Source organism: Maribacter hydrothermalis (assembly GCF_001913155.1).
Classification (GTDB): Bacteria; Bacteroidota; Bacteroidia; order Flavobacteriales; family Flavobacteriaceae; genus Maribacter; species Maribacter hydrothermalis.
Map to the genome: position 1 here is coordinate 1,896,263 of NZ_CP018760.1, position 14,672 is coordinate 1,910,934.

A 14,672-nucleotide genomic window follows, 5' to 3' on the forward strand; every position below is an offset into this window, starting at 1 on the left:
CGCGCTCGTTCTATTTAATTTCTTTGGCAGGCTAGATCTCTAAAAACTTCTTCATCGGTAGGGTTTTCCTCTAATATCGATATTACGGTTTCTAGCGATTCTCCTTCAAAGTCATCTATTACTGTTCCGCTAACAGTAATACCATCTCCTTCTTTACATACAGGAAAGGTAGTTACATTGGGTCCAGAACATTCGTAACAGTCTCCTGTTGCATCAAATTCTTTTTCAAGTTCTTCGCAGAATGCCTGTGCCGCTTCATTAAATGTTACGTTGCTCGGCAGGTCTAAAAGTTCTCCAGTTAAATCGCCCTGAATGTAAATACCAACTTGTTGTTGGCCTTCATCACAAATTTCAACACCATCTACACTACAAGTTATACAGTTATTAGCATCACTTTTGGTACAGGCCACTCCAACAATTACCAATTGAAAACATACTATTACTTTATTTAAATTTTTCATTTCAACACTTTTAATAGGTTCTTTAATACACGTAAAACTAGTGTTGAAACCACTGGTGTACAATACCTTAAAAGATGTATTTATTTATACTGGTTTTCCCTTATATTTAGAAAACAGCATTCAAAAAAAAGAAAGTAAACAACCTCAGTGTACGCCCATGAGGTATTTATAGGAAGAACTATTTTCATTTCGAGACAAGCTTCGGAGCATTTAAATCTCGATTATCGAGTAAAATCATTACTTATGAATTGTTGGCCTCTTCTTTACTATGGTTTTCGGTAGGAAATATTTTGCCTAAATATGCCAATTTATAGCCTTTTTGTATATCGGTAAAGTCATTGCTGTCGGCTGTAATAATTTGTATATCCCCTTCTGGATTTTTTAAGAATAAAGGAACAATATCGGCATCTGCCTTTGTTATTTCTATTAAACCCTCGTAATGCTCAGTATCGTGAAGGTCAATTTCATGAATAGCCGGATATTTCCTAGCAGCTTCCATAAGTTTTATAAAATCATCTGTATGCGAAAACAAGCCCTCTTTGGGGTTGTTTTCCGGATCAGTCATTTCATCTGCATCAACCAATCTAAATGAGCCATTTTCCCCAAATACATCTTGAAATTTATTTATAGCATACTTGTTTATGTCTGAGTTTCCAGTTAAGGCCATTAAGTATCCTATATCATTAAGTTCTATGTTATCCGTTAAACTATCGGAATATACATTGGCTGAAAATGCTTCTAAGCCCAATTTATTTGCCTTATCAATGTTAGATTGATTATTGTCAATTAAAACAACATGCCTATCATTTTGGTGTAAATAATTACCTATTAACCTTGATGCTTTTGAGGCCCCTAATATTAAAATACCTTCAGATTTGTTTAGGAATACTCCAATTAATTTAGCAAATACCCTAGCTGTGGTAGCGTTTAAAAGTACGGTGCCAAGTACAATCATAAAAACAAGAGGGGTTATGTACTCTGCTCCAGGCTCTCCTTTAGATAATAACTTAGACCCAAATAGAGATGCAATACCCGCCGCAACGATACCTCTAGGTCCAACCCAACTAATGAATAGTTTCTCGTTAAGTTTTAAGTTAGAACCTATTGCGCTAAGAAAAACACCAAGTGGTCTAATCAATAATACTATTGAGAGAAATAAAGCTATTGTTTTCCACGTAAGAATTAATTCTAGGTCCGCAATATTGATATTGGCGGCAAGTAAAATAAACAAAATAGAAATCAATAAAATACTTAGCGATTCTTTAAAATAAAGCAGCTCTTTTATATTTGGCAAATTAGTATTCCCCATAACCATACCCATAACCACGACAGCCAATAATCCGGATTCATGGGCAAAAACATCGGACATTACAAATACGCCCAGCACTACGGAAAGCGACACAACATTTAATAAATAATGCGGTATAAAATTCTTTTTAATTAAAAAAGTAAGCCCGTGTGCAAATGTGAAACCAAAAGTAAAGCCAAATAATAATATTTTAGCGAACTCTATTAGTGCGGTCATCGTATATGCCTGGCCTTCACCTACACTTATAAACTCGTATACCAATACTGCGGCTAATGCCCCAATAGGATCTATAAGAATACCTTCCCACTTTAGAATTGCCGAAATATCTTTTTTAAGCGGTATATTTCTTAAAATAGGCGTAATCACTGTAGGCCCAGTAACAATAATCAAGGCAGAAAATAAAAAACAAAGCTGCCAGGAAAGACCAAAAAGAAAATAGGCTGCAATTGCTGCCCCAAAAAATGTAGTTAAGCTCCCTAGGGTAATTAATTTTGTAATAACGGGGCCAATACTGCTTATTTCTGACCGTTTAAGTGTTAAACCACCCTCAAATAATATGATGCTAATGGCAAGTGAAACAAAATAATAAAGACTTTCTCCTGGGAAAAGCCCTTTTGTACCATTCCATATTGGTTCAATAATTTTAGACCCATCTTCGGTATAAAGTGTTGATAATGGACCAACTAATAGCCCAATAAGGATTAACGGTAATATAGCTGGTAATTTTAAACGCCATGCTACCCATTGCGCAAGTATCCCTAAAATTATTATTCCAGCAAGCTCTATCATCTAATTTGTTTTGGATAAAAATAACAATTAAACGGCAGTATAAACCATAAATATGCTCTATGACCAGCATTTTTAGATTACCCCTATAATCTGTGTAAAACATTTTTTAAGCTTTCTTAATTTTTATAGACTCTTTTCTAGGTTGGTTATGATACCTAAAATTGAGAGTGTAATCTTAAACTTTAGTATAGTTTGTTTTATACCAATGAATTTGTGTTTAAACACAATAAAATAGCTTAACAAAAAACCGTTTTTTCCAAACTTACGCTATAAACCTATACGTTAGCTTCTAATAAGCATGTTTTAAATGTTGTTTTAAAACAAACTATATCTTACAAGAGGTGAAGAAAACACTTAATTATAAATAGTACTTTTATATCTTAGTTTATAGTTCTAGCCTATTCATAAAAAAATAGACTTTCAAATTTCTAAAAACAGAAAAGTACTAATTAAAAGGACTTTAAATTGCTCATAAAAAAACAACTTTCAGTTTTTAATAAACCTATACTAGAAGGTCTTCTTGTCTTTTTATTAGTCTTGCTTATTAGCCAAACAATTACCTATCAAAAATTACAGTTAAAAGAGCAATCCGAAAAGAATGATATTAATCAAAGAGTTTCAAGACTTAAAGAAGACTTGCAAAATGTTCTAGGACAAAGTTATAATGTTACACAAACATTAGCATTCATAGTTGATAATTATGGCATCCCAGAAAACTTTGACAGTATTGCTAAGTTACTTTTAAATAGCAATAAAAATATTGATGCTCTGGAACTTGTAAATAGTGAAGGGGTTATTACACATGTTTATCCTTTAAAAGGCAATGAAGTTTTAGGCTTAAATATTCTAAATGACGTAGATAATAAATTTGGGGCTAGAATTACCCTTGAAAAAAAAGATTATTATACCGCTGGACCCATACATTTAACACAAGGAGGTTCTGGTATTATTGGAAGAAGGCCTCTATATAAAGAGGGAGAATTTAATGGTTTTGTGGCAGCAGTGGTAAGACTTTCAACTGTTGTACCCGCAATACAAATTGATTCTCTAGGGGATAATCAGTTTTCTTATCAATTATCCAAAATTAATTTAGATAAAACTGAAGAGGTTTTTTATAGCACTAATACTGCCATTGGTGATGATGCCCTAAGTATACCCCTGACCACGAGCAAAGGTGAATGGAAGCTTTATGTGATTTATAACAAAACAACATCTGATACTACCATTATTTTATTTTCCATTCTTGGTCTGTTGCTTTCATTTGTAAGCGGCATACTTGTTTGGCAACTTGCAAGGCAACCTCAAAAACTGACTCAATTAGTAGATGAAAAAACGGCTTTGTTAAAAGAGAGTCGCGAACGTTATAAGCTTCTTGTAGAGCAAGCTTCTGACGGTATATTTTTATCGGATATGCATGGAAATTTAACAGATGCCAATACCTATGGTGTTCAACTATTTGGATATGACAAAAGCGAACTTCTTAACAAGAATTTAAATAGCTTAATAACCGCCGATAACTTAGTCAAACAACCATTACGGCATGCAGAGATGGAATTAGGAGACACTGTGCTTTATGACCGTGTTTTAATTAAAAAAGATGGAACACCCCTTAATGTTGAAGTCAGTGCTAAAAAAATAAATGAAACAACCATTCTTGGTATTGTAAGAGATTCTACCGTAAGAAAAGAACTAGAAAAAAAAGTACATGAGAATTTACAAAAATTCAGCAAAGCCTTTAATAGTGGTTTTGTTGGCATGGTCATTAAAGACGAAAATAACTGTTTTGTAGATGCCAATGATTATTTTTTAAACCTAATAGGCTATTCACTAGATGAAATAAAAGGTAAAAGTATACCAGAAATAGGTTTGGTAAATATCGAAGAGGCTTTAAAAACAAACCCTGCCATAAAAAACTTTGCTTCTACCGAAAGGGTCGGAAAAATAGAGGTAGATTTTACAACTAAGCAAGGTGAAATTATACATGTCATTACTTCTATGGAACCTTATGAATATCAAGGTAAAAAATATAGTTTAAGTACCTATGTTGACCAAACTGAGATTAAAAAAGCTACTTTCAAAATTATACAAAGTGAAAAGAAATATAGACAACTAACAGAACGTATTTCCGATGCCTATATCTCTTTCGATAAAGATTGGAACTTTATTAGCATCAATTCAAGAGCGGCCAAAATTGTAGGCATGGACCCCATTGAAATGATTGGTAAAAATCTTTGGAAAGAATTTCCAGAGTTCAAAAATTCAGAGGCATATGCTTTTTTTAAGGGTGCTATGGCTCGCCAAATATTTACACATTTTGAACAATACCATGAAAAATTTGGTAGATGGTTAGAAAATTACCTTTACCCTTCTCCAAATGGGCTATCTATTTATTTTAGAGATGTTACTCGCAAGAAAAAAGAAGAATTAGAAAAACAAAAATTAATTGCCATTATAGAAAATAGCCCTGGTTTTATTGGGTTGGCAAATTTAGATGGCGAAGCGTTATTTATTAATGATGCAGGTAAAAAACTTGTTAATTTCCCTAGTGATAAAGACATAACCACCACTTCAATCTTAGATTTTTTTACTGAAGATTATCAAAAAATAGTTTTACAAGAGCATCTGCCTGCTATAAAGAATACCGGAGTATGGACTGGAGAAGTGCCTTTTAAAAATTTTGATGATGATAGCACAGTCCCTCTGGAGTTCTCAGGGTTTATAATAAGTGATAAAAACAACGAACCTATTGGAATAGGATCCATTGGGTTCGATTTAACAGAACGTAAAAAAGCACAAGAAGAAATTTTAGACCTACAATCTAAAATGGATGCCGCCATACGTATTGGAAAAATAGGGTATTGGGACTTTAATATTATAACAGAAACCTTTATATGTTCCCCTATAATATATGACATCTATGATATTTCTCAAGACGAGGATATGACAATAGACCTTCTTGAAAGTCTTATACACCCAGATGATCTAGAAAAACATCGCCAGAACTTACGAGAAATTATAACTGAAGCGCTACATCATTCATCTACTTATCGCATAATTGTCCGTGATGGTTCTATTCGCCATTTATTAGTAGAAATGGAGGTGGTTAGAAACAAAGAAAACTTACCTATAAAATTTTGGGGAACGGTCATTGATATTACCAAACAAAAAGAGGCGGACTATGAAATTATAGAACTTCAATCTAGAATGGATGCAGCAATACGTATTGGAAAAATAGGCTATTGGGATTTTGAATTGGCAACGCAAAAAATAACATGGTCTTCTAGAATGTACGAAATTTATGAGATTAAAAAAGATGTTACTGTTACACTTGAGCTTCTTGAAAGCCTTATTCATCCTGATGATTTAAATTCTCATAGAGATGTGGTAGAACGTATAGCTATTGAAAATAAGACACACTCTTTGGTATATAGAATAATAGTCAATGATGGTTCCATAAAATACATATCTGTTGAAATGGAAACTCAATTAGATGCAAATAATAATCCAGCTAGGTTTATAGGTACTGTAATTGACATCACAGAACAAAAAGAATCTGAGATAAAAATTCTTGATTTACAATCAAAAATGAACGCTGCAATAAGAATTGGGCAGTTTGGCTATTGGAATTGGGAAATGGACAAAGACACTGTTGAGTGGTCTAAAGAAATGTACAAAATCCATCATGTTGATCCTAGCATTATTATGACTCCAGAGTTGGTTAGGGATATAATCTATCATGATGATTATTACATAATTGAAAATAAAATAACTGAAAGTGAAGAAAACAAATCAACTTCTCCAACGTTTTATAGAATTCTCCTTAAAGACAATACATTTAGACATTTTTTAGCCTTTTCCGAAATAATTTATGATGTTGCCGGAAAGCCAATTAGATATCACGGTACTGCCATGGACATTACTAAAAGTGTTATTGCAGAAAAAGCTCTTAAAGAAAGTGAAGAAAAGTTTGCAAAGGCATTTGAAACAAACTATGTTGGCATGCTGTTAATGGATACCGAACAAATCATTATTGAAGCTAATGAAACGGTTTGCACGCTTTTAAATACATCCAAAAAAGAATTAATAGGAAAAAAAATAATGGATACTGGTGTTGTTACATTAGATGATTATTATTTAGAAAAAAGAAAGAAAGCATTAGCTTCCTTTTTTAAAGACGGCAAGCAAATCAATGAAGAATTTAAGGTAACACTTAAAAATGGTCAGAAAAAAACACTTTTGGTTTCTAAAGAATTTTTACAAATAAAAGATTCGCCCAAAATTTTGGTCACATTAATAGATGACACTCAAAGAAAAGAAGCAGAAGAAGCGGTAGAAACCCAATATTTAGAACTTAAAAAAACGAATTCTGAATTGGATAGTTTTGTCTACAGCGCTTCGCACGAACTAAGAGCTCCTTTAGCTTCTGTTTTGGGTTTAATACAATTAACTTTATTAGACGAACAGGAGCCGCAATTAAAGCTTCATTTAAATATGATGGAAAAATCTATAGTTCGTTTAGATGACTTCATTAAAGATATTATAGAATATTCCCGTAATAAACACGTAGATATTAAGCTAGTAACTATTAATTTTATTAACTTAATTGAAAATTCTATTGAAAGTTTTTGGTACCTAGAAAATACTAGTAAAATAAACATTGATATAGACGTTAATGACGCTATAGAATTTGTTTCTGACAGCAAAAGAATTTCAATTTTATTAAATAATTTTATCTCCAATGCGATAAAATATCATGATTTAAATAAAAAATCGCCATCAATTTGGGTTAATATCAAAACCTCTAAAAAAGAGGCGATAATAATAATAAAAGATAATGGTGTTGGTATAGAAAATGACCAATTAGACAAAATTTTTGATATGTTTTATAGAGTTTCCTCTAAAGTAATGGGTACTGGAATTGGGCTATTTATTGTAAAAGAAGTCCTGTCGAAATTAAATGGGTCTATAAATGTAGAATCTAAAATTGGAGAAGGATCAACCTTTACCTTAAAAATACCTAACGAATCTAAAAGAAAATAATATGGGTAAAGATGTAAGCATTTTATTGATAGATGATTCGGATGTGGATAATTTTATAAACAAAGCAATTATTTCGAAAGAAGAAAATGTTTCTACTATTACCACATTAACCTCTGGCACTGATGCTTTAAACCATCTAAACAGTATTATTGATGAACCTGAAAACTACCCAGATGTAATTTTCTTGGACATTAAAATGCCAAGAATGAATGGATTCGAGTTTTTAGACGAATATATTAAACTGCCAGAAAGTTTAATAAACCATTGTACCCTATACATTTTAAGCTCTTCATTAGACTCTATAGATTCAAATAAAGGCAAAGAATATCCTATTGTAAAAAAGCATCTAACAAAGCCTTTGGCACATCATCAAATTGCAAAACTACTACCAGAAGTTTAAAATTTAAATTGCATTTTAGCCTTTTATATCTACTGCGCTAAATGATAATATATTCTTAATAATCCTAAGATATCATCCGCTTTTATTATTTTGCCCTTTATGAAAATTTATCCCGTTGAAACTGGCAATTTTAAATTAGACGGCGGTGCTATGTTTGGTGTCGTTCCAAAAACTATTTGGCAGAGAACAAATCCGGCAGACAGTAACAATCTTATTGATATTGCTGCACGTAGTTTATTAATTGAAGATGGTAATCGGCTTATCTTAATAGATGCTGGTATGGGAAATAAGCAATCGGACAAATTTTTTGGTTACTACTACCGTTGGGGAGATTTTAATATTGATGCTTCCCTAAAAAAATATGGGTTTCATAGGGATGATATTACCGATGTGTTTTTTACGCACTTACATTTTGATCATTGTGGAGGTGCAATACAGTGGAATAAAGACCATACCGGCTATGAACCTGCTTTCAAAAATGCAAAGTTTTGGACAAATAAAAATCATTGGAAATGGGCAACAGAACCTAACCCGAGAGAAAAAGCATCTTTTTTAAAAGAAAATCTAATTCCAATGAAGGATAGTGGTCACTTAACTTTTATAGATGGTACCGAAGATAGTTTTATAAAAAACAGTCCGCTAGGTTTTGACATTCGCTTTGTAGACGGCCATACAGAAAAACAAATGTTACCACAATTTTCTTATAAAGGAAAAACCATTGCATATGTTGCTGATTTAATACCTACCGTTGGTCATATTCCTTTACCCTATGTTATTGGATATGATACTAGACCTTTACTTACGATGACGGAGAAAGAATTATTCCTTAATCAGGCTGTAGAAAACAATTACTATTTGTTTTTTGAACATGATGCACACAACCAATTATGCACCCTAAAACACACAGATAAAGGTGTCCGCTTGGATCAAGTATATACTTTTGACGAAGTCTTCAATTAATTTTACACTATTATATAATAACTATAAATAATTTATTAATACGTTTACCTTATATGACAAATACATATTTTAAATCCATTTTCATTTTATCAATCGCAGCCATATTAACTGGTTGTGGAAGTACTAGTCCTGCCGGTGGTAGCGGACTTATTTTAACTCCAGTAGAGAATATTGATACTTCTCCCTTAAAAATTGACGACTTATCGACAACCGAAAAAAAGAATTGGGGGCATTTAGATCTAGTTGCCGATACGATTCCCGGTATGAGCGTTGACAAGGCCTATGACGAAATAATAAAAAACAAGAAAGGTACTAAAACCATTGTTGCGGTATTAGATTCTGGAATTGATTTAAACCATGAAGACCTTAAAAATGTGTTATGGACCAATACCAAAGAAAAAGCAGGTAATGGTAAAGATGATGATGGTAATGGCTACATAGACGATATTCATGGGTATAACTTCTTAGGAGAATCTTACAACGAACAGTTAGAATATGTGCGTATGCTTCGCTTAAATATTGGTGACGCAACTACCTTATCTAAGGCAAAAGCTAAGTTAGACACCGAATATGCCGAGGCTTTACAAGGTAAACAACAATATGAGCAAATTTATCAAGCTGTAAAAAATGCTGATGCTGAAGTTAAAAAATATTTGAAAAAAGAATCGTACACTAAAAAAGATTTAGCGGATATAAAGACTACTGATCAAGCAATGCAACAAAATATTGCTATCCTTAATCAAATGTTCGGTATTAAAGATTCTATACCTGAAGTTTTAAAAGAGTTAAATAACGGTCTTACCTATTATTCAGAACAACTTAATTATAATCTAAATAAAGATTTTAATGGTAGAGAGCCCGTAGGTGATGATGCTTATGATATTACCGATGTTAATTACGGAAATGGAAATCCTAAAAATAGAGTAGACGATGAAAGCCACGGTACACATGTTGCTGGTATAATTGCAGCAGAACGTAATAACGGAAAAGGAGCAAACGGGGTTGCCAATAATGTTGCCATAATGAGTATTAGGGCAGTTCCTAATGGCGATGAGTATGATAAAGATATTGCTAGAGGTATTCGTTATGCTGTTGATAACGGTGCTAGAGTAATAAACGGAAGTTTTGGAAAGTCTTTTTCTCCTAAAGCAGAATGGGTATATGAAGCTATAAAATATGCCGCTGAACATAATGTACTTTTTGTTCATGCAGCTGGTAATGATGGTGCTAATTTAGACGACCCAACCATTGGCAACTATCCTAATGACCAAGTAAAAAATGGACCGGAAATTGCTGATAATGTAATTACCGTAGGTGCCTTAAACCCTAAATACGGTTCTGAGCTAGTGGCTAGCTATTCTAATTATGGTAAGGTAAACGTAGATATTTTTGCTCCTGGTACCGATATTTATTCTAGCTATCCAAATAATGAGTACGAATACTCTCCTGGTACTTCTATGGCTGCTCCCGCAGTAGCAGGGGTTGCTGCTTTGGTTTTGTCTCAATACCCAACACTAACAGCGGCACAGGTTAAAAAGATAATTTTACAATCTGGGCTACCTATTAGAGCAAAAGTAATATTAGGCGGAGATAATGCTAAAAGTGCATCGCTAGACCAAATTTCTACTTCTGGTAAAATTGCAAATGCATACAATGCTTTAATATTAGCTAGCAAAGTAGCTGCCGGACAGATTCAATTATAATAATTACAAGACAAAGATGACTAAATCAATTTTTACTTTTTTAACCGTTTTATTTGCAATAGGGCTAGTAGCTCAGAATAAAACTGACTATTGGCAACAACATGTAGATTATACTATGGAAGTGGATATGGATGTTGATACTTTTCAATATACCGGAACACAAACTTTAGTATACACGAATAACTCGCCAGACGAATTAAAAAGGGTTTACTTCCATTTATATTTTAATGCCTTTCAACCTGGTAGTGAAATGGATATTCGTTTACAGTCTATTGCAGATCCAGATGATAGAATGATTACTAAAGAAAAGAAAAGTAGAATAGCAACTCTTACAGAGAGCGAAATGGGATATTTACACCCGACTACTTTAACTCAAGATGGTAAAGAAGTTTCTTTTTCAGAGGAAGGTACCGTATTGGTAGTTGAATTAGCCTCTCCCATTGCCGCAGGTAGCAAGTCTACTTTTAATATGGCGTTTAAAGGTCAAGTGCCATTACAAATTAGACGTTCTGGTAGAAATAGTGAAGAAGGTGTTGCCTTATCTATGAGCCAATGGTATCCAAAATTGGCGGAATATGATTTTGAAGGTTGGCATGCAGATCCTTATATTGCTCGTGAGTTTCAAGGTGTTTGGGGGGATTTTGATGTGAAATTAACTTTAGACAAAACGTATACCGTTGGTGGTACCGGTTATCTTCAAAACCCAAATGAAATTGGTCATGGTTATGAAAATGCTGGAACAAAAATTAAGAAACAAAAAGGCAAGACATTAACATGGCATTTTAAAGCCCCTATGGTTCATGATTTTATGTGGGCTGCTGACCCTGACTATATTCATGACATTCAACAAGTTCCTAATGGTCCTGTGCTACATTTTCTTTATAAAAACAATCCTAAAATCTTAGAAAACTGGAAAAACCTTCAGCCTAAAACCGTTGCAGCAATGGAGTTTTTTAATAAGAATATAGGTAAATATCCGTATGATCAATATTCGGTTATACAAGGTGGCGACGGCGGTATGGAATATGCTATGTCAACTTTAATAACCGGTGATCGTACCTTTGGTAGCCTTGTTGGTGTAATGGCGCACGAAATGGCGCATTCATGGTTTCAACACATATTAGCTACGAACGAAGCTAAACATGAATGGATGGATGAAGGGTTTACCTCCTTTATTTCTAAACTTTGTATGAGTGAGATTATGGACTATGAAAAAGAAAACCCTTTTGAGGGTACCTACAAAGGGTATAGAAACCTAGCACTGTCTGGAAAAGAACAGCCACAAACAACCCATGCAGACCGTTATGACCTAAACTTTGCATACGGAGTATCTGCCTATAGCAAAGGTTCTATCTTTTTATCGCAATTAGGATATGTAATTGGTCAAGACAAATTAATGGAGACCATTCGTAGGTACTATGATGAATTTAAATTTAAGCACCCGGTACCAAATGATATTAAACGAGTAGCTGAAAAAGTTTCCGGTTTTGAGCTAGATTGGTATTTAACCGATTGGACCCAAACCACTAACACTATTGACTACGGAATTAAAGAAGTTATTGCTGCAGAAAATACTACAAAAGTAACTTTAGAGCGTTTAGGTACTATGCCAATGCCTTTAGATATTTTAGTGGTCTATAATGATGATACCAAAGAAACTTTCTACGCTCCTTTACGTATGATGCGTGGTGAAAAGGAGAATCCGTATGCTGGTATTGAACGAACAATTATAGAAGATTGGGCCTGGGCTTACCCAACTTATAGTTTTGTAATCAACAAACCACTATCATCAATAAAAGCAATTGTTATAGATCCTTCTCAACTAATGGCTGACATTATTTTAGAAAATAATGTTTGGCAAGCAGAGTAGTTTCTTTTGCTAAACTTTAAGCAATTTATGCCCTCATTTATGGGGGCAAATTACTTAGGCGCAACAAATAGAGAATTAATAGCGAAGAACGGAGCGTAGCTTTATAAAGCTCGTTTATCCAGTAAATACTTTCAATACTAATTTTAATGGACCAATCTTTCGGAAAAAAGGAAAAACTTAAGAGTAAAGCCCTCATCACACAATTGTTTGATGAAGGTAAAGGTGTTTCTGTTTATCCATTGAAATTAATTTATTTGTCTACGGAGAATAACGATAAACCATTACAAACTGGCGTTACTGTTTCCAAACGGAATTTTAAAAGTGCCGTAGACCGAAACAAGATCAAACGTTTACTGCGAGAGTCGTACAGGCTTAATAAAGCATTGGTTTTTAACAATACAGATGCTAAGTTTGCGTTTCTATTTTTATACCTTGGTAAGGATATGCCTTCTTTTATCCAATTAGACCAGAAAATGAAGCAGGTATTGAACAAGTTTAAGCTACAAATTGATGAAAAAAATAGTAAGTAAAAAAGTTCTTGTACCCATAATAGCTATTGCCTTTCTTTTTATAGGAAGTAGTTATAAAAGCGACTTCTTTGAAATTGCTAAGCAAATAGAAATCTTTACCACATTGTTCAAAGAATTGAACATGAATTATGTAGACGAAACCAACCCGGCCGAATTAATGGATACCGCCATTAAAAACATGCTAGAAGAATTAGATCCTTATACCAAATTTTTAAATGAGCAAGATGTAGAGTCCTATAGAATTAACAATGCTGGTGAATATTCAGGAATAGGAGCTATGGTACGCTCTTTTAAAGATAGATTATTAATTGTAGAACCACATGAAGGCTACCCAGCGGACAAAGCTGGTTTAAAGGCCGGAGACGAAATAATTCAAATAGGAGATATCAAAGTAACGGATTTTGAAGACAACGCCAGTGAGCTCTTAAAAGGCGCAAATGGCTCTACCGTGAATGTTACCTATAAAAGACAAGGAAAAATAAGTACCACGTCCATTACTCGTGAGGGTATAGAGGTTGATGCTGTTCCTTTTTTTAAAATGATTGATAATAAAACAGGGTATATCGTTTTAGCAAAGTTTAACGCTAAAGCCACTGAACAAACAAAATCTGCTTTATTAGATTTAAAAGGAAAAGGCGCTGAAAAAATTATACTAGATCTAAGAGGTAATCCTGGCGGATTATTATCTGAAGCTATTAATGTTACGAACTTATTTGTACCTAAAGGGGAACTTGTAGTTACCACAAAATCTAAGGTTAAAAAATTCAATCGCGAATACCACACAACTAACCAAGCGGTAGATGAAGAAATTCCGTTAGTAGTTTTAGTAAATGGAAGTAGTGCTTCTGCCAGTGAAATTGTATCTGGCAGTTTACAAGATTTAGACAGAGCCGTTATTATGGGTGCCAGAAGTTTCGGTAAAGGTTTAGTACAACGTCCGCTTAAACTTACCTATGGCACACAGTTAAAAGTTACTATCTCTAGATACTACACTGCTTCGGGTCGTTGCATACAGGCATTGGATTATTGGAATAGAGACGACTCGGGAAATGCAGTTAGAAACACCACATTTAATGATTTCTCTACCCGTAATGGCCGAAAAGTACAAGATGGTGGAGGTGTTCTACCGGATATTGAAATTGCAACCTCAAAAACAAATGACCTTACGTTAGCCTTGCTTCAAAACAACGTTATTTTTGACTATGCAACCGACTATCATTATGCACATAACTACACCTCGGTTTCTGATTTTAAATTTACCGATAGTGATTTTAACGAATTTAAAGACTATGTAAAGCAAAGTAATTTCTCTTTTGAAACCAAAGCCGAAAAAGCAATTAAAAATGCCCTTTCGGGAGACGAAAATGATTTCTTAGGTACTGATGTTAAGGATAGTTACAAAACACTTTTAGCAAATATTGAAAAAGGTAAGATCAATGCTTTAGATAAGTACCAAAGCGAGATTCAAAAAAACCTAGAAGATGAAATAGTTACCCGTTATTTTTACCGAGATGGTTTGTACCAGTATTACCTAACTAATGACGATGCAATTTTAGCCGCTACAGAATTATTGGGTAATAATTCTAAGTATAGCGCAATTTTTAAATAGT

The 14,672-nt window shown here is 33.6% G+C and carries 9 protein-coding genes; 7 read left to right on the top strand and 2 right to left on the bottom strand.

Annotated elements, in window-relative coordinates; all coding sequences use genetic code 11:
- Positions 1-14: 14 nt before the first annotated feature.
- Complete coding sequence (locus BTR34_RS08160) at positions 15-461, bottom strand: hypothetical protein (RefSeq protein WP_068485690.1); 447 nt, start codon at positions 459-461, stop codon at positions 15-17.
- A 241-nt stretch (positions 462-702) separates the two neighbouring features.
- The gene (locus tag BTR34_RS08165; protein WP_068485692.1) at positions 703-2,559 is read right to left on the bottom strand and encodes a cation:proton antiporter; all 1,857 of its coding nucleotides are present in this window, start codon (positions 2,557-2,559) and stop codon (positions 703-705) included.
- A 465-nt stretch (positions 2,560-3,024) separates the two neighbouring features.
- On the opposite strand from BTR34_RS08165, the gene BTR34_RS08170 reads away from it, so the two are divergent.
- The 7 genes from BTR34_RS08170 to BTR34_RS08200 all read left to right on the top strand — a co-directional run bounded on the left by BTR34_RS08170 (position 3,025) and on the right by BTR34_RS08200 (position 14,671).
- The gene (locus BTR34_RS08170) at positions 3,025-7,599 is read left to right on the top strand and encodes a PAS domain S-box protein (RefSeq protein ID WP_068485694.1); all 4,575 of its coding nucleotides are present in this window, start codon (positions 3,025-3,027) and stop codon (positions 7,597-7,599) included.
- Between the two features lies 1 nt (position 7,600).
- Positions 7,601-7,999 carry a response regulator gene (locus BTR34_RS08175; protein WP_068485696.1) on the top strand — a complete coding sequence of 133 codons (399 nt, stop codon included), beginning with the start codon at positions 7,601-7,603 and terminating at the stop codon, positions 7,997-7,999.
- Positions 8,000-8,098: 99 nt separating this feature from the next.
- Positions 8,099-8,959, top strand: a complete 861-nt coding sequence (locus BTR34_RS08180; protein ID WP_068485698.1) for an MBL fold metallo-hydrolase — start codon at positions 8,099-8,101, stop codon at positions 8,957-8,959.
- Between the two features lie 53 nt (positions 8,960-9,012).
- Positions 9,013-10,662 (top strand): S8 family peptidase, encoded by a 1,650-nt coding sequence (locus tag BTR34_RS08185; RefSeq protein WP_068485700.1) that lies wholly within the window; start codon positions 9,013-9,015, stop codon positions 10,660-10,662.
- A gap of 16 nt (positions 10,663-10,678) precedes the next feature.
- On the top strand, positions 10,679-12,532 hold the full coding sequence (locus BTR34_RS08190; RefSeq protein WP_068485702.1) for a M1 family metallopeptidase: 1,854 nt from the start codon (positions 10,679-10,681) through the stop codon (positions 12,530-12,532).
- Positions 12,533-12,678: 146 nt separating this feature from the next.
- Positions 12,679-13,062 (top strand): ribonuclease P protein component, encoded by a 384-nt coding sequence (rnpA, locus tag BTR34_RS08195; RefSeq protein WP_068485704.1) that lies wholly within the window; start codon positions 12,679-12,681, stop codon positions 13,060-13,062.
- Positions 13,043-14,671 carry a S41 family peptidase gene (locus BTR34_RS08200; protein ID WP_068485706.1) on the top strand — a complete coding sequence of 543 codons (1,629 nt, stop codon included), beginning with the start codon at positions 13,043-13,045 and terminating at the stop codon, positions 14,669-14,671. Before rnpA ends, BTR34_RS08200 begins: the two co-directional genes overlap by 20 nt.
- The last annotated feature ends 1 nt before the right edge of the window (position 14,672 follow it).

Excerpts from the sequence above, each read along its gene's own strand:
- BTR34_RS08200 (WP_068485706.1), top strand. The coding sequence starts at position 13,043 with ATGAAAAAAATAGTAAGTAAAAAAGTTCTTGTACCCATAATAGCTATT.
- BTR34_RS08160 (WP_068485690.1), bottom strand. The coding sequence starts at position 461 with ATGAAAAATTTAAATAAAGTAATAGTATGTTTTCAATTGGTAATTGTT.
- BTR34_RS08190 (WP_068485702.1), top strand. The coding sequence starts at position 10,679 with ATGACTAAATCAATTTTTACTTTTTTAACCGTTTTATTTGCAATAGGG.
- BTR34_RS08175 (WP_068485696.1), top strand. The coding sequence starts at position 7,601 with ATGGGTAAAGATGTAAGCATTTTATTGATAGATGATTCGGATGTGGAT.
- BTR34_RS08165 (WP_068485692.1), bottom strand. The coding sequence starts at position 2,559 with ATGATAGAGCTTGCTGGAATAATAATTTTAGGGATACTTGCGCAATGG.
- rnpA (WP_068485704.1), top strand. The coding sequence starts at position 12,679 with ATGGACCAATCTTTCGGAAAAAAGGAAAAACTTAAGAGTAAAGCCCTC.
- BTR34_RS08185 (WP_068485700.1), top strand. The coding sequence starts at position 9,013 with ATGACAAATACATATTTTAAATCCATTTTCATTTTATCAATCGCAGCC.
- BTR34_RS08180 (WP_068485698.1), top strand. The coding sequence starts at position 8,099 with ATGAAAATTTATCCCGTTGAAACTGGCAATTTTAAATTAGACGGCGGT.